The sequence below is a fragment of the Streptomyces chartreusis genome, from assembly GCF_008704715.1.
GTDB lineage: Bacteria > Actinomycetota > Actinomycetes > Streptomycetales > Streptomycetaceae > Streptomyces > Streptomyces chartreusis.
The window spans coordinates 1,403,716-1,421,890 of the sequence record NZ_CP023689.1 but is presented as its reverse complement, the minus strand read 5'-3'; the positions used below and the strand labels follow the sequence as shown (position 1 = coordinate 1,421,890).

Below are 18,175 nucleotides of genomic sequence, written 5' to 3'. Positions count from 1 at the left end.
CATGGCGATCTTCACCGACGACTTCAACAGGGCCAACTCGTCTGACCTGGGGGCCGGGTGGGTCGAGGTGTCCGGCGAATGGTCCATTGACACCAACCGGCTCTCGCCGGGCGCAGCGGGCGGCACGATCATCCTGCGCGCCGCCGGGGCGATGGACAGCAACGATCACTACGCGCAGATGACGATCGCCGCGACCACGAGCGTCAGCCAGGGCGTGTGGTGCCGCGGCAACAGCAACATCAGCTCCGGCTACCTGTTCCGCAACGACGGCTCGACCTGGGACCTCTTCAGCGTCATCGGCGGCAGCTTCAGCGTCATCGGTACCTACGCGGCGGCAGCCGCACCGGGCGACGTCGCGAAGGTCCAGGCCGTCGGCAGCACCATCACCGCCTACGTCAACGGCGTCCAACGCATCAGCGTCACGGACACCGGCGTCACGACAGGCACCAGCGTCGGCATTCGCAGCGAGTCGGCGTCCGCGATTCGCTACGACGACTTCGCCGCTGCGGACGTGGTGGCCGGCGCAGCCCTCGGTACTGCCACGGAGGTCGACAGCGCCCAGCCGCTCAGCGGGGCCAAGACCGCGACGCTCACTCCAGCCACGTCGACGGAGACAGCGCAGGGCCTCACCGGAACGAAGGCTGCCGCCCTCGGCGTCGCCAGTACGGTCGAGTCCGCGCAGCCACTGGTCGGGGCCAAGGCGGCTTCCCTCGCGCCGGTCGTCGAACAGGACACTGCGCAGGCGCTCGCTGGGGTGAAGACGGCCACGCTCGGTACCGCCGTCTCCGTTGAGGTGGCGATGCCGCTCGTCGGCTCCAAGACCGCAGCCCTGTCGACCGCGCTGGAGGTTGATACGGCGCGCCCGCTCACCGTGCCGTCGACGACTATGCCGAGCCCGGAGCGCACGTACAGGATCCCCGCCGAGCGCCGACGGCTCGCCGTGCTGGCCGAGCATCGCACCCTGACAGTGAGGTAGGCCCATGTCGGACAGTTACACCAAGGACCCGGCGGCGCTGCTGGACTACAGCTGGGACTGGTCGCTGTGGCTCGCGGAGGTCGACGACATGATCAGCTCTGCGACGGTCACCGTGCCCGAGGGGCTCACGGCTGTCGGCAGCCCGGTGGTCGGCGACACGATGGTGACTCAGCGGGTATCGGGTGGGATTGTCGACGTCGCGTACACCCTGGTCTGTCAGATCACTACTGTCGGCGGGCTGATCGATGAGCGGTCGATCTACCTCACGATCGCCGAGCGGTGAAGGGGCATCCCATGGCCGATGACGAAGCCCCGCCGTTCTGGCTGTCGCCGCACCCGTTTCTCGAACCGGACCTGCCGCCACCCGACGACGAAGGCGAGTGAGAGGCGCCCTCGCCACCACCTGGCGGCGAGGGCATCTCTTTGACCTGCCGTGTTACATCTATGCCAAATATTGTGTACGCTCTCGGCATGGTGAAGCCTTCAGAAGCGCCCCGCCTGCGCCTCGTCGCACTGCTCCGCGTCTCCACCGCGGGCCAGGTCGACGGCTACGGATTCGACAGCCAGGACAAGGACGTGAAGCGCTGGGCACGCTCCTCGCCTCACCGCATCGTCAAGACCCTGCGAGACGAAGCTGTCACTGGGCGGGCCGACGAGGACGACCGCCTCGGGCTCGCCGAAGCCCTGACGATGGTGGCCAACGGGGACGCCGACGGCATTGTCTTCCCCAACATGGACCGCCTGGCCCGCAACATGACCCAGCAGGAGGCCATCCTCGCCGTGGTCTGGGCCCACGGCGGACGGGCCTTCTCTGCCGACGGCGGGGAAGTAGTCCCCGACGATGAAGATGACCCCATGCGCACCTTCGTCCGCCAGGTCATGGGTGCGGCCGCCCAACTGGAGCGCGGCCTGATCGCTAAGCGGCTCCGCAACGGGCGCCGCAACAAGGCCGCCGTCGGTGGGTACGCCCACGGTGCTCCGCGATATGGCCAGCAGACCACGAAGGACAAGGAGCTCACGGTCCTCCCTGAAGAGGAGGACCGGCGTCGGCAGATGGAGCGCTGGCATGCAGAGGAGGGCCTGGGCTACCGCGCCATCGCCCAGCGCGCCAACGCGCTGGGATGGAAGGCGAAGCGGGGCGGCGAGTGGCATGCGACCACGGTCCAGCGCATGCTGAGCAACGCTGCTCGCGAGAAGGCGAACGCTCAGGCGGCCCTCGGTCGGAAGCGGGCCAAGGAAGAGCAGCAGCGCACGCGGGCCAACAAGGTGTTGGGGCGGGTCCTGTAGCCGCCGATCGCGTGCCACACTGCTGTCAGGTCCCGCCAGGCTCCCCCGTCTTGGCGGGGCTTCTGCTATCCGTCGAGCAGCCCGAGCGCGCTGTCGGGCCGGCAGAACGCGCACGCTTCGAGCCCGTCGGCGATGAACGTGGCGGCTTCGTGGCCGCTGATGGTGCGGGCGAGGGGGCTGGTCATGTGGCAGTCGCCGGTGTGGATGGATGAGGGGATGGGGCCGTCGGGTGTGCGTGCCCGGTCGAGGAGGTAGCCGGCCGGACGCGCGCCGCGGCTCGGTGGTGGGGTGGTGGTCGGGGGTGGCGCGCTCTGCTGCAGCGGTTCCCCGTCGGCCCGCTGGAGTGCTGCCCGGACGGCCTTGCGCTGCAGCCCCAGGTAGGTGAGGACGGTGTCGTTGTCGGCCTGCTCCTGGTCGAGGTGTTCCAGGATGACGCGGAGGCGGCGCGCATCAGGCGGCAGATCGTTCACGTGTTCGATTCTATGATGGTGGGCGTGAACAGCAACCTCCCCGGCCGCTACCACCTCACCGTCGCGGGCCCCGTCGCCGCGCAGGGCTGGTGGTGGAGCGAGGCGACTGCCCGCGACAAGTTCACCGAGTGGGTCGGCGACTGGGGGCGGCCCGGCGCCCGCGTCACCCTCGTCGACGAGGAGACGGGCGAGACGCTGGACGACTGGCCCGGCGTTGTCGGTGCCACCTCGTAGCATGGCCTCATCGTTGTCCGTGCATGCTCTGCGGGACAGCTAGTCGAATGGCGCCCCGCCGGTGTGATGCCCGGCGGGGCGCTGCGATACCCGGGAGGAGTTTGTGGACGATCTGGTGGGGTGGCTCGGCGAGCAGCTCGATGAGGACGAGCGGATCGCTAAGGAGGCGGGAGCGCGCAGCCTGCAATGGAAGCTGACGACACCGCTCGACGACGCGGAGCTGGGAGACGCACACTGGCTGCGCCCTGACGAGCTGAAGCACGTCGACCGCCACGATCCGGCGCGAGTGCTGCGGGAGATCGACGCCAAGCGCAAGCTGATCGCACGGGGCGGTCCGTTCTGCACCAGCAGTTGCGACGACCCGGACAACGAGCCCAAGAACCCGGGCACCAACTGGACGACGCCGCTGGAGCACCACCTCGACTGCGCTGCCTACGAGGCCGCGAAGGTGCTCGCCCTGCCCTACGCGGACCGGCCCGGCTACCGCGAGGCGTGGCGGCCCTAGCTCACCGTCTCCGGGTGCCTGACGGCCTTCTTCACGGCCATCTCCACCTCGTACCGGCTGCTGCCTTCCGCCGCCGCGTGTGTGGTGACGGCGGCTTGGAAGGCGGCTGCGGCGTCGAGCCAGGCCGCGCGGGCGGCGGGGTAGTCGTCGGCGGTGTGGAGCTGGGTGTGGGCTGTGACGGCTGCGCGCTCAAGCTCCACGAGATCTTCGAAGGTATGTGCCACCCAGGGATCCTAAGCGGCCATCGTCGCCGGAGCATCGCAGGCTAGCCAACTGTGGCGCTGGCCTGCACCGTTATCACTTTCGAGGACCCTCGAAAGTGATAGGCGGCTCCCGGTCGCGTCTGGCATCATGGTCCACGGAACGCTCGCCTGCTCCGGGGAACCTGAGCACCCGGCTCTCTCCGTCAGGGACGGATGCACACCGGCTCAAGCCGAGCGGCCACGCACAACCCACCCCGCCCCCTTGTGGGCGGGGTTTCTTCATGCCGCCGTGGTGATGTCCCCGCGCTCCACCCGTCGCAGCTGCTCGCACAGCCGGTCGTACTCGGCCCGCTGCTCCTTGGTAAGCCGCACCGTCGGATGCCCGCCGGGGCCGGTCCACAGCGCACGGATGCGCTCGTTCAGGTCGGCCGCGAGCTCGGCGGCCGTGCGCGCGCATCCACGCGAAGGCGGAGTGGGGGGCATACAGAGATCGTATCGGCGGGGTCTGACAACGGGCTACGCCTTCGCTGCCTCGACCTCGTAGCGTCGCCCGCAGGACATGCAGCGCGGCTTCCCCGCGTAGCCGGTGACGACTCCGTCCTTCGTCATACAGACGGCGCCATTGGGTGCCGTGCTGTCGCCGTCGAGGACGAACCACGCCTCGCCGCATCCGCAGGTTGCTCCGTCGTAGGCGGGCTGGGCAGCCTCGGTCCCACGCTCATCAGCGTTGATTGCGTTCATGTGACCAGCGTCGACTACGGGGAGTGCCGCTCCCAAGGGGAAACGGTGAGCGACTTTCTACGCCTCGGTCTTGGGCGGCTGGCCAACGTAGGTGCCGCGCCCCTGAACCTTCCACACGACGCGCTCTTCGACGAGGACGTCAAGCGCGCGCCTCACCGTCGTCCGGGCGATCCCGTACTCCTGCACCAGCCGCGTCTCGCTGGCGATCGGCCGCCCGTCCTGCCAGTCGCCGCGCGCGATCCGCGCCTTCAGGATCTCCGCCAGCTGCCGGTACGGCGTCACCGGACCTTCGTGGCCAATCTCCGCATCAGGATCAGTCGCCATGATCCGAAGCTAGATACGCCCCTACAGGTCAGCATCTTCAGCTACGTATCGAGACGTCGCGAGACAGGCCGATACAAGTCGGGCTAGCCTGCAATTGCAAGACCCCCGCGGCCGCGGTCACGGCCCGGGGGCATGGCCGACAGCACGGGAGCCGTCAGCATGGACGAGCCTAGAGATCCTCAGCCCGAACGCCAGACCACACACACGGGCGAGGCGGAACCCGAGCCGTGCCGCTGCGGCAGCCTCGAACACCAGGCCATCCGCATCGGGGAACGCCTGTCGGCCGCCGGCGTCGGGATAGGCCCGGTCTACGTGTGCCCCGGCGAGTCCGCGAACGGCCTCCAAGGCGCGCTATGAACGCCCGCCTGGCCGAGCAGGACCGCGACGACGACGTCTCGGAGTACTGCCGCCACGACGAGCACGGCGCCTGCTACGGCAACCACGACATCAAGGGCGGCGCCGGGCCTGCTGTGCCGCTGCACCGATGCGCGTGCAGCTGTCACGGCGGGATTCGCCTGGCGAGGCGCGCCTAACCGCAGGCCAGAGCATCGGCGGGCGGTCACTTTTTCACACGGCGCACGCAGGGTCTGCACGCATAAATGCAACACTCACGCTTTCCTGGCGGGAACCCGTCCTGTTGACTCATTTTCAGTTAGCTGAGGAGGTCGGTGACGTGCACCCGCAAGGCGTGAGCGATGAGCAGCAGGTCCGCGTAGCGCGGGTCGGTGACCGCGTTCTCGTACCGCTGCACGGTCCGCCGCTCGACGCCCATCCGCTCAGCTAGCTGGTCCTGGGAGAGCTCGGCTTGCCGGCGTAGGTCGGCGATGCGTCGACCTAAGGCGATCTGTCTGGAGCGGACCCAGTCGGGGCGTGGGTTGCGGCGGGCTGGCACTCGACAAACCGTTGAGGGTTGCCGATCTTGTGTCAGTACCTAAACTGTCGCTTCCGATCTTCGTCTCGAATCAGCAGCCTTGCGGCCTGGCATATGCCGCAAGGCTCCAGGTAGTGTCCAAGATTCGCACACCTGTTCGCTCGAAAGGGTGAACATCCACTAGCCCAGGCATCCCACTGACCAGCGCGGGAATCAGGGCGACACCCCCCGCACCAACCGCCGGCCGACCCCACGGGAGACGGAGATGGACCGCGAGCAGATCCTCAGCCTCTACGAGTGGGAAGACGGCGTCTGCTTCCGCCATCCCAGTAAGGGGGAGGTCCCCACCGCCGTCGTTGGCCACGTCCATCCCCGCGAGGACGGCGAACGCGAAGTCCGCGGCTGCGCCGAGTGCGTCATCGGCATGGAAGACATAAGGCGTGAGGACGCCGCACGGTCGGGGGGCGAGTACGAGCCGGGGCATCTCGGTGAGGTGCTGCGATAGGGCATCGAGGCAGCTCGCAGGCTGTCAGCGGGCCGGGATCCTGGGGAGAATCTGGGGAGCAGAGTCACGCGGGGAGCGGCTGGGGGGAGTGCCGAACTCGGGCCGCGTGAAGTCTGCGGTAAGTCACGGTCAGCGTAGGTAAGCAGGTCAGGGCCACTCGTGAGGGATCGCCATCGAAGAGCAGCAGGTCGCAGCCTCAGCTACATCAGTACATGGAGTACACGCCGATCGCCGACGTCACCGCCGTCCCCCGGCCCGCCGCCGACCGGGCGCCGGCCTACGGCATCGAGGGCGAGGTCGTGGACGGCAACGACGTCGTCGCCGTCCAGGAGGCGGTGGCCCGCCTCGCGGCGCGGGCCCGGGCAGGAGACGGGCCCGCACTGCTGGAGGCACAGACCTACCGGCACTTCGGGCACAGCCGCGCCGACCCGGCGACCTACCGTCCGGCCGAGGAGGTCGAACGCTGGCTGAAGCACGACCCGCTGGACCTGGCGCGGGGGCGGCTCGTCGAGATGGGGGTGTCCGAGGCCGTCCTCAGCGAGGCGGACGAGCGCGCGACGACCGTGGTACGGCAGGCCGTCGAGGCCGCGAAGGCCGCCCCGCCGCCGGATCCGGACCAGGCGCTGACCGATGTGTGGGCGGACGGAGGTGCGGCGTGGCGGACGTGATCAGCTACCGGGAGGCGGTCGCCGAGGGCATCGCGCGGGAGATGCGGCGCGATCCGTCCGTCGTGTGCCTGGGCGAGGACATCGGCGAGGCGGGCGGGGTGTTCAAGACGACCGCCGGGCTGTTCAAGGAGTTCGGGCCCGAGCGGGTGTGGGACACGCCGATCTCCGAACAGGCCATCGTGGGAGCCGCCATGGGCGCCGCGATGACCGGGATGCGGCCCGTCGCCGAGATCATGTTCTCCGACTTCCTGGCCTGCTGCTGGGACTACCTCGCCAACGAGATCCCGAAGGTCCGGTACATGACGGGTGGTCAGGTCACCGTCCCGCTCGTGGTGCGCACCGCCAACGGCGGCGGGCTCGGCTTCGGCGCCCAGCACTCCCAGGCCACCGAGAACTGGGCCCTCACCGTGCCCGGCCTGAAGATCGCCGCACCGGCCACCCCCGCCGACGTGATCGGCATGATGGCGGCGGCCGTGCGCAGCGACGACCCGGTCGTCTTCTTCGAGCACAAGGGGCTCCTCGCGTCCAAGGGCGCGCCCCCGCCGGCGGACCATGTGGTCGAGCTGGGCCGTGCAGCCGTCGTCCGCGAGGGCGCCGACGTCACCCTCGTCGCACTCGCCTCGATGGTGCCCCTCGCCCTGAAGGCCGCCGAGCTGCTGTCCGGTGAGGGCATCGAGGCCGAGGTCGTCGACCTGCGCTGCCTGGTGCCGCTGGACGTCACCACCGTACTGACCTCGCTCGGGCGGACCTCGCGGCTCGTCACCGTCGAGGAGAACCCGTACCAGGGCGGCTGGGGCGCGACGCTCGTCTCCGTCGTCGCCGACGAGGGGTTCACCCTGCTGGACGCGCCGGTCAGGCGGGTGGCGGGGGAGTGCGTCCCGCTGCCGTTCGCCGACGCGCTGGAGGAACGGGTGATCCCCACCGTCGACAAGGTCGTGGCGGCCGTACGCGGCCTCGCCGCCTACTGAACACCCCATGGGAGGAAGGGCGATGACCAATCGAACAGTCCTGCGTGGCGGTCACGTGCTGTCGATGGACCCCGACATCGGGGACCTGCCCCAGGGGGACGTCCTGATCGAGGACGGCAGGATCGCGGCGGTGCGGCCCGACATCAGCGCCGACGCCGAAGTGCTCGACATGACCGGCCGGATCGTGATCCCCGGCTTCGTGGACACCCACCGGCACACCTGGGAGGCGTCCATCCGCAACGTCGCCCCCGACGCCACCCTCGACGACTACTTCGTCGACATCCTCGACACCTTCGCCCCGCTGTACACACCCGAGGACGTGTACGCGGCCAACCTCGCCGGCGCGCTGGAGTGTCTGAACGCCGGCATCACCACGCTCGTCGACTGGTCCCACATCAACAACTCCCCCGAGCATCCGGACGCGGCGATCCGGGGCCTCGCGGAGAGCGGCATCCGCGCCCAGTACGCGTACGGCAGCGCCAACACCTCCCTCGCCGACTACTGGTTCGAGAGCAAGATCGCGATCCCCGGCGACGACGTCCGGCGGATCCGGGGGAAGTACTTCGCCACCGACGACGGCCTGCTCACCATGGCGCTGGCCACCCGCGGTCCCGGCTTCTGCCTCAACGACGTCGTCACCGCCGAGTGGGCGCTCGCCCGCGAACTGGACATCCCGATCACCGTGCATGTGGCCATGGGCCGCCTCGCCGGGCGCTTCGGCATGGTCAAGCAGCTGAACGACCTGGGGCTCCTCGGCGCCGACACCACCTACATCCACTGCTGCTACCTCAGCGAGGAGGAGTGGCGGATGGTCGCCGACAGCGGCGGTACGGTCTCGATCGCGCCGCAGGTCGAGCTCCAGATGGGGCACGGCTGGCCGCCCGTGATGACGGCCGTCGAGTACGGACTGCGCCCCTCGCTGAGCATCGACGTCGTCACCACCGTGCCCGGCGACATGTTCACCCAGATGCGTGCCGCCTTCGGTGCCGAGCGCGCCCGCGTCAACGCCGACTGCTGGAAGGCCAACATGCCGGTGCCGGAAACCATGTTGACGGCACGTCAGATGCTGGAGTTCGCCACGCTCAACGGCGCCCACGTCGCGGGCGTCGAGGACCGCACCGGCTCGCTCACCCCCGGCAAGCGCGCCGACGTCGTCGCCGTCGACGCCACCGCGCTGAACGTCGCCCCCGTGCACGACGCGGCCGCCGCGGTGACCCTGTCGGCCGACGTCTCCAACGTCGACACCGTCATCGTCGACGGCGTGATCCGCAAGCGCGACGGCAGGCTCGTCGCCGACGTCGACCGCGCCCGCCGGCTGGTCCAGGAGTCCCGCGACCGGCTCCTGGCCGCGAAGGAGGCGAAGAGCGCCGCATGACCCGACACCTGGTGCGCCTCGCCGCCGACGTCCCCGAGCCGCCGTACGACGAACTCGGCCACCGGCGGCGGGAGTTGGTGGGCGAGGCGGACGGCAGCGTGCACACCGGCTTCGGCCTGTGCGAGCTGCGGCCCGACGGCCGGGTCGCCGCCCATGTGCACTCCTACGAGGAGAGCTTCCACATCCTCGACGGTGCCGTGATCCTCGACGTGCCCGAGGGCGCGTACCTCCTGGAGGAGGGCGACTACGGCCTCCTCCCGGCCGGCGTCCCGCACGCCTGGCGCGGCGCCGGGGACACGGGCGGCCGCTGGGCCGACATGCTCGCGCCGGTGCCGCGGGCCCGCTACGGCCACGACACCCAGGCCGTCCCCGCGCTGCCGGAACGCGACCCCGTCCGCATCGACGTGCGCGACCCGCGCACGCGGTCCTTCGGGCACTTCGAACCGGCGCAGATGGACCCCGGCAAGCAGTCGCAGGACCTGCTCGCGGTGTCGGCGAGCATGCGGACCGCGCTCCTCGTGTACAGCGGCATCACCGTGAAGATGATGGTCGACAGCGACCTCGGCGCGGTCGCCTCGACCATGTTCATGGTGCAGTACGCCCCCGACGGCGTCGCGGGCAGCCACGACCACCCCTTCGAGGAGACGTACCTGATCGTCGAGGGCCTGGTCGACGCCACCTTCGACGGCGAGCGGTACCGGCTCGGGCCGGGGGACGTCGCGTGGGCGGGCGCCGGCTGTGTGCACGGGTTCTCCAACGCGGGTCAGGGGCCGGTGCGCTGGCTGGAGACGCAGGCGCCGCAGCCGCCGCCGCGGCACTCGTACCGGTTCACCCGGGACTGGGAGTATCTGAGGGAGGCGCTGGACCGATGAGCAGTGTCCTTGTGGTGGGCGGTACGTCCGGGATCGGCCGTGAGTTCGCCCGCATGCGCGCTCGGCGGGGCGACGAAGTGGTCGTCACCGGCCGGGACGCCCATCGCGCCGGCACGGTCGCCAAGGAGATCGGGGCTGCTCAGGGCCTTGCCCTCGATCTCTCCCGGCCGACCGGGATCGCCGCCGCGCTCGCCGGGGCCGGACGCGTGGACCATCTGGTGATCGCGGGCGTCTCACGGGACGAGAACCGGGTCGCCGACTACGACATCGAGGCGGCCCTGCGTCTCGTCACGCTCAAACTCGTCGGCTACACCGAGGTCGTGCACGCCCTCGGTCCACGGCTGCACGACGACAGCGCCGTCGTGCTGTTCGGCGGCCAGGCCAAGGAACGGCCCTACCCGGGGGCCACGACCGTGGCGACGGTCAACGCGGGCGTGCGGGGTCTGGTGAACACCCTCGCCGTCGAGCTGGCCCCCGTGCGGGTCAACGCCGTGCATCCCGGCGTCGTCGGTGACAGCCCCTACTGGGCCGGCAAACCCGAGGAGCTGCTGGCGGGACTACGGGCCAGGACGCCCGCCGGACGGCTCGCCACGATGGCGGACGTCGTGGACGCGGTGGACTTCCTGCTGCGCAACCGATCGGTGAACGCGGTCGAACTCGCCGTGGACGGAGGGTGGTTGCTGGGCTGAGGGCCGAGCCACCGTTCGCCCGACAGCTCGGCCTCCTCTGCGACGCTCCTGTCGTCGCTCACGGCTTCAGCGGGTCGTGGCCGATCGTCATCAACTGGTGGCGTCGGCGGGTCTGTTCGGGCTCGGGTTCGTTCTCGAGGTCCGCCTCCTCGGTCACGGTGTCCACGACGTCGTACATGACCTGGATGTCGGCGTCAGTGAGGTCCGTGCGTCGTTTCTGGAGGATCGAGAGGACGTGCTGCCCGGTCGGTGGGCCGGCCCGGTCCGGCAGCGGCTCGCTGTCCTCCTGGGCGTCGCTGACCCGCAGCCAGCCGGCCAGCTCCTGCGAGGTCATGTTCACCACGCGGTGGAAGTCCTCCCACAGCGCGTCGAGTTCGAGGGCGTCGGTCACGGTGTGCCCCTTGTCTTCGGGTGCGGGCGGTCGTCCGGTACGGCGGCTCGGATCACTCGTCGCGCGGCCAGTTCTCGGCGTCGAACATCCACCGCTGCTTCTCCAGCTCGCCGGTGATGCCGATGAGCAGGTCCTGGGTCACCGGGTCAGGCTCGGCGGTGGCGGTGATGCGTTCGCGCAGCCGCTCGATGGCCGCCCCCAGGGTGTCCACGACCAGCTGGACGACCTCCGTGTCGCGGATCCAGCCCTCCTTCGGGCCGGGCAGCGTGTAGGCCGCGGCGATCGTCTCCGGCCGGCCGTCGGGCGGCACGCCGAGCGCCGAGGCGCGTTCGGCGACGGTGTCGGCGTACGAGCGGGCGGTGGAGACCACCTCGTCGAGCTGGAGATGGATCGACCGGAAGCGCGGACCCACGATGTTCCAGTGCGCCTGCTTCCCGATCAGTGAGAGTCCGAGAAGGTCGACGAGCGTGCCCTGAAGTGCGTCACCGGCGACCCGGCGGGCCGGCTCGGGAAGCGTGCTGTTCACCCCAGTCATTCCGGGCTCCTCCTTCTGGTTTGGTCCAGGCCGGACGGAGCGATGCGGTGCGGAAGCGGTGTCCGGTCCCTCGGTCACTGGCGTCAGTGCCCTGTCCGGGCACTGCGGTGCGTGACCGCTTCCGTCACTGCGACCACTCCATGGCGGCGCGGGTGCCCAGGCCCGGACCGGTGCAAACGCGACGTGTCTCAGCGAGCGAGCACGCCGTCCAGGAAGCGGATCAGGTCCGCGAAGACCTCCGCCTTGTTCGTCTCGTGGAACACCTCGTGCCGGGCCCCGGTGTAGACGCGCTCGGTCACGTCCGTCCCGCGCAGCTCCTCGATCCCGACGCGGCTCCCGGCGAGCGGGACGAGCCGGTCGTCGTCGCCGTGCAGCCACAGCAACGGCAGCCCTCCGACCCCACCGCTCCTGGACACGGTGTCCAGCATCCGGGCGAACGCCTCCACCGTCGGCCGCTTCATGGGCCCGTGCCAGACCAGCGGATCCCCCGCGTACGCCGCCCCCACCGCGGGATCGCGGGACAGCGCGGCCGGGCTGATGGGCGTGTCGGGGATCTCGTCACGGGCGAGCAGCCGTCGCGGCAGCTCCCAGTCGCCGATCACCGGCCCGGACAGCACCAGGGCGGCCGGCTCGTCGCCGTACAGCTGCGCGTACCGGGCCGCGACGAGTCCGCCCATCGAGTGCCCGACCAGGACGACCGGTACGTCCGGATGCGCGGTGCGGGCCAGCGCGGCGACGGCGCGCAGATCGGCGACCACGTCCTCGAAGTCCTCGATCAGCACGCGCTCGCCCGCCGACCGCCCGTGACCGACGTGATCCGGCCCGAACACCGCCGCGCCCCGCCCGACCAGCACGTCCGCCAACTCGGCGTATCGGCCCACGTGCTCGCCGTAGCCGTGGACCACGAGCGCGACGAACCCGGGCCGGGGATTCGGCCATTCGGTCACGACGATCGATCCCCGGTGTCCGTCGAGGGCATGCTCGCGGATGTCGGCCATGGCTCCTCCGGCTGCGACCGGCTGCCCGATCGGCTGTGTTCGGCTGCGTCGGTGAAGGTCACCGAGGGGATCTTCCCAGGGTGCGGCAGGTCGGTCTATAGTCCAAAACTAGCGGTGCTAATTAACAGGGTGCCGTCCAAACTGCCCGGTCAGGAGTCCTGTCGTGCGTCCCGTCCACTTCGCGGCCGCCCGCCGCACCCCCATCGGCAAACTGCGCGGAGCGCTGTCGTCCGTCCGGCCCGACGACCTGGCCGCCGCCGTGATCAGGGGCCTCGTCGCCGACGTCCCCGCCCTCGACCCGGCGCGTGTCGACGACGTCTACTGGGGAGCCGCCAACCAGGCCGGCGAGGACAACCGCAACGTCGCCCGCATGGCCGCGCTGCTCGCCGGCCTCCCGGAGTCCGTGCCCGGCGCCACGGTCAACCGCCTGTGCGCCTCCGGCCTGGAGGCGGTGACGACGGCCGCCCGCACCATCGCGGCGGGCGAGGCCGACATCGTGCTCGCCGGCGGCTCCGAGTCCATGAGCCGCGCCCCCTTCGTCCTGCCCCGCCCCGACGATGCGCTGCCGCACCGCATCGAGACGTACGACACCCGGCTCGGCTGGCGGCTGGTCAACCCGGCGATGAAGGAACTCCACGGCCTGCTGGCGATGGGCGAGACGGCCGAGGAGGTCGCCGGGCGCTACGGCGTCTCCCGCGAACGCCAGGACGAGTTCGCGCTGCGCAGCCACCAACGAGCGGCCGACGCCCGCAAGAACGGCCACTTCGACGACGAACTCCTGCCGGTGACCCGCCCGGACGGCGTCCTCGTCGACAGCGACGAATGCATCCGCGAGGACACCTCGTACGAGAAGCTGTCCCGGCTGAAGCCGGTCTTCCGCGAGGGCGGCACCGTCACCGCGGGCAACGCCTCACCGATGAACGACGGCGCCGCCGGACTGCTCCTGGTCAGCGAGGAGGCCCTGAACGAGCTGGGCCTGGAGTCCCTCGGCCGCTATGTCGCCGGCGCCTCCGCGGGCGTCCACCCCGACGTCATGGGCATCGGCCCGGTCCCCGCCACCCGCAAGGCCCTGGCCCGCGCCGACTGGACGGTCGCCGACGTGCAGGAGGCCGAGTTCAACGAGGCGTTCGCCGCCCAGGCGCTCGCCTGCGTCGACCAGCTCGGGATCGACCCCGAACTGGTCAACCCCAGCGGCGGCGCCATCGCGCTGGGCCACCCGCTGGGCTGCTCGGGCGCACGGATCCTCACCACGCTGCTGCACCGGATGCGGCGGACGGGCGCCGAGCGCGGGCTGGCGACGATGTGTGTAGGTGTCGGGCAGGGAAGTGCGGTGCTGGTGGAGAGGCATTAGCAACCTCCCATCTGGCGAGACGGTCCTTACCAGTACCTGTTGTCTGCACATACCATCGGTCTCCGCATGGACACGATGACGCTTTGGCACATAACAGGGTGGGAGTTCGCCGCGCTCGCCTTCGCGGCCCTGCTCGTCGGCTTCTCCAAGACCGCCGTGAGCGGGGCCAACACGGTCAGCCTCGCGGTCTTCGCCGCCGTACTGCCCGCCCGCGCCTCCACCGGCATCCTGCTGCCGATCCTGATCGCGGGCGACGTGCTCGCCGTGCTCACCTACCGGCGGCACGCCCACTGGCCCACCCTGTGGCGGCTGTTCCCCGCGGTCGCCGCCGGAGTGGTCCTCGGCACGGTGTTCCTGGTGTGGGCCGACGACGAGATCGTCCGTACGTCGATCGGCGCGATCCTGCTGCTGATGGCGGGCGTCACGGTGTGGCGCCGTCGCACGGCCGAGAAGGAGGCCGAGCCCGACTCCGTCGCCACCCGGGCCGGCCGGGTCAAGGCCCGTTCGTACGGCGTCCTCGGCGGTTTCACCACCATGGTCGCCAACGCGGGCGGCCCCGTGATGTCGATGTACCTGCTGTCGGCGGGCTTCCGCAAGCTCGGCTTCCTGGGGACGTCGGCCTTCTTCTTCCTGATCGTCAACGTCTCCAAGGTGCCCTTCAGCGCCGGGCTCGGACTCATCGACGGGAACTCGCTCCTGCTGGACGCGGCGCTGGTGATCTTCGTCGTGCCCGGCGCGGTGCTCGGCAAATGGGCCGTGGACCGCATCAACCAGCGGCTGTTCGAGCAGCTCGTGATCGCGGCGACCGTCGTGGGCGGCCTACAGCTGCTGCTGCGCTGAGCCCCGCAGATCCCTCAGCAGGGCGGGCAGATCGGCGAACGAGTCGATCACCCGGTCCGGCGTACCGCTGGCGTCCCGATGCGTCTGCGGCAGATACTTCCCGGTCCGCACCAGCACACCCGTGACACCGGCCCGCTGCGCCGCCAGCACGTCGGACTCGATGTCGTCCCCCACCATCACCGCCTCGTCGGCGCCGGCCCCGACATGCGCCAGCGCCGCCTCGAAGAACGCGGGCGACGGCTTGCCGGTGATCTCGGCCTCGACCCGCGCGGCCTTCTCCAGCCCGGCCAGGAACGCGCCGGTGTCCAGCCGCAGCCCCTGGTCCGTACGCCAGTACAGGTTCCGGTGCATGGCCACCAGGCGCGCCCCGCGCTGGAGATGCCCGAAGGCCCGGTCGAGCGCCGCGTACCCGAACTCGGGCCCGGCACCGCCGACGACCACGACGTCGGGCGGCTCACCGTCGCCCCGGTCCTCGTCGACGAGGGTGACCCCGGCGAGGTCCTCCGCGATGTCGCCGCTGTTCAGGAGCACACACCGCGCACCCGGGTAGTGCTCGGCGAGATGAGCGGCGGTGACGGCGGGCGCCGTCAGAATGTCGCCGGCGGACACCGGGAACCCGGCGTCCGCCAATGTGCGTGCGATCGACGCCCGGGTCCGCGAGGTCGTGTTGGTGACCAGCGCGACGCCGAGCCCCGCCCCGCGGATCTCCCGCAACGCCTCGACCGTGCCGGGCAGCGGCTGCCACGAGACGGTGAGGACTCCGTCGATGTCGATGAGGACGGCCCGTACGGATCCCATACCGGGACGATAGCGGCCGGAACCCGCCCGGCCCGGCCCGGTCGCCTTCACCGGGCCGGCCCGTCACCTCCGCTCAGGGAGCGATACCGACGCCCGCGATGCCGCTCCAGGCCCGCTCCTGACGGGACGTCATGGCCGGCCAGTCCAGCCCGCCCGGCCGCGGCTCGACGCGCGAGGCGTACGGCGCCGGGCGGAACTCGGGGTCGTACAGGCAGCCCGTGCCGTACCTCTCGTCGAAGGCGCCGCACGCCGCCGCGACCGACTTCTGCGTGGGCTTCTTCCCCTTGCGCACCCAGGTGTCGAGGGCCGCGACGGACGTGGCGTACTCGGCGTCGCTCAGCTCGCTGTGCTCGTGCTCCCGCGTGAACGTCTGCACCAGATGCCCGTCGCGCCCGGCGCCCTTGAGCGTGGCCCGGTAGGCCGCCTCGTGCTCGATGAACGCCGTCGGGTCGTCGATGGCGTGCAGGGTGAGCACCGGGATCGAGACCTTGCCGGTGAGATCGCTGTCGTAGGACAGGTCCCGTACGGCCGTGGGGTCGGGGGCGAAGCGTTCGACACCGGCGTTCAGCGCCGCGTCGTCGTGCGACCCGGAGTAGCGGACGCCCACGTTCCCGAAGGGATTCCGGTCTCCGAGGCGCTCGTGCACGATGTCCCGGAACGTGAAGGTCGCGAACCGCAGATGCGACTCCAGCGTGCGCTCGGGGATCCGCGTGACCGCGAGGATGTCGTCCAGGTTGCGCTGCTGGAGCGCGGTCCGCTCCGCGGCCGGTGACGAGAACCCGGTGCACTCCTGGAGGCGGGCGCGCAGCCCGGCGGACGTCATGGTCGAGCCGGCGCGCAGCCCCTGCCACAGCGGGTACTGCGGCTCGCTCGGGCGGGGATGGTTGCCGCAGTAGTACTGGTAGACGACGCGCAGGTCGACGCGGTAGTCGTAGCCGCGCGAGCCGCCGCCCAGGACGCCGTTGGTGAGCAGCGCCCCGTCGTACGCCCCCGGCTTCTTGGCATAGGTCTCCACGACCTTCGCGGCGACGTTCCCGCCCCACGACTGGCCGTGCACATACGTCCGCCGGGGCTTGCCGAACTCCTCGACGAACAGCCGGCGGGCGCTCTCCGTGTCGGCGGCGGCCATGCGCGTGCCGTAGCCGCCCCGGCGGTAGGACGAGCCGACCCAGGCGTAGCCCTCCTTCACCATCACCGACCAGCGGCCCAGGTCGTCGATGCTGCGCGTGGGGTCCGACTCCGCGCCGAGGTCGGGGCCGCCGTGGGCGTGCACGACGAGGGACTTGTTCCAGTCGTCGGGTATGGCGACGGCGTAGTAGGCGCCGTTCGCGTCCCGGCCGGTGTAGCAGTCGGCCTTGCCCACGAGATCCGCCGGGCACGCGGCGAGTGCCGGTGCTTCCGCCGTCTCGCCCCGGGCGTTCGAGGCGCCGACGAGGATGCCGACGGCGAGCGCACCCGCCAGCACCGCGGCCAGCGTGGTGCGCCGTCGTGCGGGCGATGGGACAGACCTGCGGATCACTGAGTTGGTTCTCGTCCAGTCCAAGACGCTGCTCCTCGTCCTAGTCGGCGCGTCGCCGAGCCGTGCGCCGCGATGCTAGGGAGCGGGCGGGCCGAGGGGCCACGGTCTGACCGTTGTGTTCATAGTGTTCGCCGGGTCGAACAAGAACGGGGACGGTCACGAGCCCCCACGGGCACCGGAATTGACGGATCCGGGCACAGCGACCGCCCGAACGGGCGCGGGACGGGGCGGCGTGAACTCCGGCCGCACCCCGACCTCCGCCGCCCGCCCCTGCGACCCCACCTCGTACGCTCACCCCATGTCCCCCCGCCACATCCTGATCCTCGGTGGCACCACCGAGGCCCGTGAGCTCGCCGCCCTGCTCGCGGCGCGGCCCGATCTCCGCGTCACCACCTCGCTCGCGGGGCGGGTGTCACGGCCGGGCGCGGTCGAAGGGGACGTGCGGATCGGGGGCTTCGGCGGCGCGGAAGGGCTGGCCGACTGGCTCCGCGCCGAGCACGTCGACCACCTCGTCGACGCGACCCACCCCTTCGCCGAGTCGATCACGGCCAACGCGGTCCGCGCCGCGCGGTCGGCGGCCGTCCAGGCACTGGTCCTGCGCCGCCCCGGCTGGCAGCCCGGACCGGGCGACCGCTGGCACGACGTCGCCTCCCTCGACGAGGCCGCCGCGCTGCTGCCGAGCCTCGGCCGGCGCGTGTTCCTGACCACCGGCCGCCTCGGCCTCGCGGCGTTCGCCCACCTGTCCGACCTGCACTTCGTCGCACGCTCCGTCGAACCGCCCGAGCCCCCCATGCCCCGGCACACCGATGTGCTCCTGGCCCGCGGCCCCTTCACCCCGTCCGACGAATCGGCCCTGCTGCGCGACCACCGCATCGACGTCCTGGTGACCAAGGACAGCGGCGGAACCGCCACATCGGCCAAACTCACCGCCGCCCGTAGCCTCGCCCTCCCGGTCGTGGTCGTACGCCGCCCTCCGTTGCCCGAAGGCGTGGACGCGGTGCCGGACGTGGCGGGGGTGCTGGAGCGACTCGGCCTGACGCCCTGACGAGGCCGGT

At 70.9% G+C, this 18,175-nt stretch carries 27 protein-coding genes; 16 read left to right on the top strand and 11 right to left on the bottom strand.

The window, feature by feature from the left end; translation table 11 throughout:
- Position 1: 1 nt before the first annotated feature.
- The 3 genes from CP983_RS05615 to CP983_RS05605 all read left to right on the top strand — a co-directional run bounded on the left by CP983_RS05615 (position 2) and on the right by CP983_RS05605 (position 2,263).
- A complete protein-coding gene (locus CP983_RS05615; RefSeq protein WP_150498746.1) occupies positions 2-976 on the top strand; it encodes a hypothetical protein in 975 nt (324 codons plus the stop codon).
- 4 nt (positions 977-980) lie between these two features.
- A complete protein-coding gene (locus CP983_RS05610) occupies positions 981-1,259 on the top strand; it encodes a phage fiber-tail adaptor protein (RefSeq protein WP_150498745.1) in 279 nt (92 codons plus the stop codon).
- 188 nt (positions 1,260-1,447) lie between these two features.
- Positions 1,448-2,263, top strand: coding sequence for a recombinase family protein (locus CP983_RS05605; protein WP_229914647.1), 816 nt, complete (start codon positions 1,448-1,450; stop codon positions 2,261-2,263).
- 65 nt (positions 2,264-2,328) lie between these two features.
- On the opposite strand, the gene CP983_RS05600 is transcribed toward CP983_RS05605, so the two are convergent.
- A complete protein-coding gene (locus tag CP983_RS05600) occupies positions 2,329-2,733 on the bottom strand; it encodes a DUF6233 domain-containing protein (protein ID WP_150498744.1) in 405 nt (134 codons plus the stop codon).
- Between the two features lie 24 nt (positions 2,734-2,757).
- On the opposite strand from CP983_RS05600, the gene CP983_RS05595 reads away from it, so the two are divergent.
- Entirely contained in the window at positions 2,758-2,967 is a 210-nt protein-coding gene (locus CP983_RS05595) for a hypothetical protein (RefSeq protein WP_150498743.1), read from the top strand.
- Between the two features lie 103 nt (positions 2,968-3,070).
- Positions 3,071-3,472: a DUF6221 family protein gene (locus CP983_RS05590; protein WP_150498742.1), complete on the top strand. Its 402-nt coding sequence runs from the start codon at positions 3,071-3,073 to the stop codon at positions 3,470-3,472.
- Here the strand turns inward: CP983_RS05590 and CP983_RS05585 are convergent.
- The 4 genes from CP983_RS05585 to CP983_RS05570 all read right to left on the bottom strand — a co-directional run bounded on the left by CP983_RS05585 (position 3,469) and on the right by CP983_RS05570 (position 4,740).
- A complete protein-coding gene (locus tag CP983_RS05585; protein ID WP_189748455.1) occupies positions 3,469-3,696 on the bottom strand; it encodes a hypothetical protein in 228 nt (75 codons plus the stop codon). The two genes, CP983_RS05590 and CP983_RS05585, sit on opposite strands and share 4 nt — an antisense overlap.
- Before the next feature lie 258 nt (positions 3,697-3,954).
- Complete coding sequence (locus tag CP983_RS05580) at positions 3,955-4,158, bottom strand: hypothetical protein (RefSeq protein ID WP_150498741.1); 204 nt, start codon at positions 4,156-4,158, stop codon at positions 3,955-3,957.
- 33 nt (positions 4,159-4,191) lie between these two features.
- A complete protein-coding gene (locus tag CP983_RS05575) occupies positions 4,192-4,416 on the bottom strand; it encodes a hypothetical protein (RefSeq protein WP_150498740.1) in 225 nt (74 codons plus the stop codon).
- Positions 4,417-4,473: 57 nt separating this feature from the next.
- On the bottom strand, positions 4,474-4,740 hold the full coding sequence (locus CP983_RS05570) for a GntR family transcriptional regulator (RefSeq protein ID WP_150498739.1): 267 nt from the start codon (positions 4,738-4,740) through the stop codon (positions 4,474-4,476).
- Between the two features lie 159 nt (positions 4,741-4,899).
- On the opposite strand from CP983_RS05570, the gene CP983_RS05565 reads away from it, so the two are divergent.
- Positions 4,900-5,097, top strand: coding sequence for a hypothetical protein (locus CP983_RS05565; RefSeq protein WP_150498738.1), 198 nt, complete (start codon positions 4,900-4,902; stop codon positions 5,095-5,097).
- On the top strand, positions 5,094-5,273 hold the full coding sequence (locus CP983_RS05560; protein WP_150498737.1) for a hypothetical protein: 180 nt from the start codon (positions 5,094-5,096) through the stop codon (positions 5,271-5,273). The genes CP983_RS05565 and CP983_RS05560 overlap by 4 nt, the downstream gene beginning before the upstream one ends.
- A gap of 119 nt (positions 5,274-5,392) precedes the next feature.
- Here the strand turns inward: CP983_RS05560 and CP983_RS05555 are convergent, their stop codons facing one another.
- Positions 5,393-5,632, bottom strand: a complete 240-nt coding sequence (locus CP983_RS05555) for a helix-turn-helix transcriptional regulator (protein ID WP_150498736.1) — start codon at positions 5,630-5,632, stop codon at positions 5,393-5,395.
- 244 nt (positions 5,633-5,876) lie between these two features.
- Between CP983_RS05555 and CP983_RS05550 the strand changes: the two genes are divergently transcribed.
- From CP983_RS05550 to CP983_RS05525, 6 genes are all read left to right on the top strand, one after another.
- A complete protein-coding gene (locus CP983_RS05550) occupies positions 5,877-6,116 on the top strand; it encodes a hypothetical protein (protein ID WP_150498735.1) in 240 nt (79 codons plus the stop codon).
- Between the two features lie 212 nt (positions 6,117-6,328).
- Positions 6,329-6,784 carry a thiamine pyrophosphate-dependent enzyme gene (locus CP983_RS05545; protein WP_229914646.1) on the top strand — a complete coding sequence of 152 codons (456 nt, stop codon included), beginning with the start codon at positions 6,329-6,331 and terminating at the stop codon, positions 6,782-6,784.
- Complete coding sequence (locus tag CP983_RS05540; RefSeq protein WP_150498734.1) at positions 6,772-7,752, top strand: alpha-ketoacid dehydrogenase subunit beta; 981 nt, start codon at positions 6,772-6,774, stop codon at positions 7,750-7,752. Before CP983_RS05545 ends, CP983_RS05540 begins: the two co-directional genes overlap by 13 nt.
- A gap of 22 nt (positions 7,753-7,774) precedes the next feature.
- Positions 7,775-9,127 (top strand): amidohydrolase family protein, encoded by a 1,353-nt coding sequence (locus CP983_RS05535; RefSeq protein WP_150498733.1) that lies wholly within the window; start codon positions 7,775-7,777, stop codon positions 9,125-9,127.
- Positions 9,124-9,999 carry a cupin domain-containing protein gene (locus tag CP983_RS05530; RefSeq protein ID WP_150498732.1) on the top strand — a complete coding sequence of 292 codons (876 nt, stop codon included), beginning with the start codon at positions 9,124-9,126 and terminating at the stop codon, positions 9,997-9,999. Before CP983_RS05535 ends, CP983_RS05530 begins: the two co-directional genes overlap by 4 nt.
- Positions 9,996-10,688 (top strand): SDR family oxidoreductase, encoded by a 693-nt coding sequence (locus tag CP983_RS05525; RefSeq protein WP_107908310.1) that lies wholly within the window; start codon positions 9,996-9,998, stop codon positions 10,686-10,688. The genes CP983_RS05530 and CP983_RS05525 overlap by 4 nt, the downstream gene beginning before the upstream one ends.
- Before the next feature lie 58 nt (positions 10,689-10,746).
- On the opposite strand, the gene CP983_RS05520 is transcribed toward CP983_RS05525, so the two are convergent.
- The 3 genes from CP983_RS05520 to CP983_RS05510 form a co-directional block, all read right to left on the bottom strand.
- Positions 10,747-11,079: a DUF3140 domain-containing protein gene (locus tag CP983_RS05520; protein ID WP_107908311.1), complete on the bottom strand. Its 333-nt coding sequence runs from the start codon at positions 11,077-11,079 to the stop codon at positions 10,747-10,749.
- 52 nt (positions 11,080-11,131) lie between these two features.
- Positions 11,132-11,614, bottom strand: a complete 483-nt coding sequence (locus tag CP983_RS05515) for a Dps family protein (RefSeq protein ID WP_107908312.1) — start codon at positions 11,612-11,614, stop codon at positions 11,132-11,134.
- A 188-nt stretch (positions 11,615-11,802) separates the two neighbouring features.
- A complete protein-coding gene (locus tag CP983_RS05510; RefSeq protein ID WP_167537648.1) occupies positions 11,803-12,612 on the bottom strand; it encodes an alpha/beta hydrolase in 810 nt (269 codons plus the stop codon).
- A gap of 163 nt (positions 12,613-12,775) precedes the next feature.
- Between CP983_RS05510 and CP983_RS05505 the strand changes: the two genes are divergently transcribed.
- Complete coding sequence (locus tag CP983_RS05505; RefSeq protein ID WP_150498731.1) at positions 12,776-13,963, top strand: thiolase family protein; 1,188 nt, start codon at positions 12,776-12,778, stop codon at positions 13,961-13,963.
- 66 nt (positions 13,964-14,029) lie between these two features.
- Positions 14,030-14,803 (top strand): sulfite exporter TauE/SafE family protein, encoded by a 774-nt coding sequence (locus tag CP983_RS05500; RefSeq protein WP_030955907.1) that lies wholly within the window; start codon positions 14,030-14,032, stop codon positions 14,801-14,803.
- Here CP983_RS05500 and CP983_RS05495 read toward each other — a convergent pair.
- Both CP983_RS05495 and CP983_RS05490 read right to left on the bottom strand, forming a co-directional pair.
- The gene (locus CP983_RS05495) at positions 14,783-15,601 is read right to left on the bottom strand and encodes an HAD-IIA family hydrolase (RefSeq protein WP_150498730.1); all 819 of its coding nucleotides are present in this window, start codon (positions 15,599-15,601) and stop codon (positions 14,783-14,785) included. The two genes, CP983_RS05500 and CP983_RS05495, sit on opposite strands and share 21 nt — an antisense overlap.
- A gap of 73 nt (positions 15,602-15,674) precedes the next feature.
- Complete coding sequence (locus CP983_RS05490) at positions 15,675-17,144, bottom strand: alpha/beta hydrolase family protein (RefSeq protein ID WP_150498729.1); 1,470 nt, start codon at positions 17,142-17,144, stop codon at positions 15,675-15,677.
- A gap of 274 nt (positions 17,145-17,418) precedes the next feature.
- Here CP983_RS05490 and CP983_RS05485 point away from each other — a divergent pair, with 274 nt between their 5' ends.
- Complete coding sequence (locus CP983_RS05485) at positions 17,419-18,165, top strand: cobalt-precorrin-6A reductase (protein WP_150498728.1); 747 nt, start codon at positions 17,419-17,421, stop codon at positions 18,163-18,165.
- Positions 18,166-18,175 lie beyond the last annotated feature (10 nt).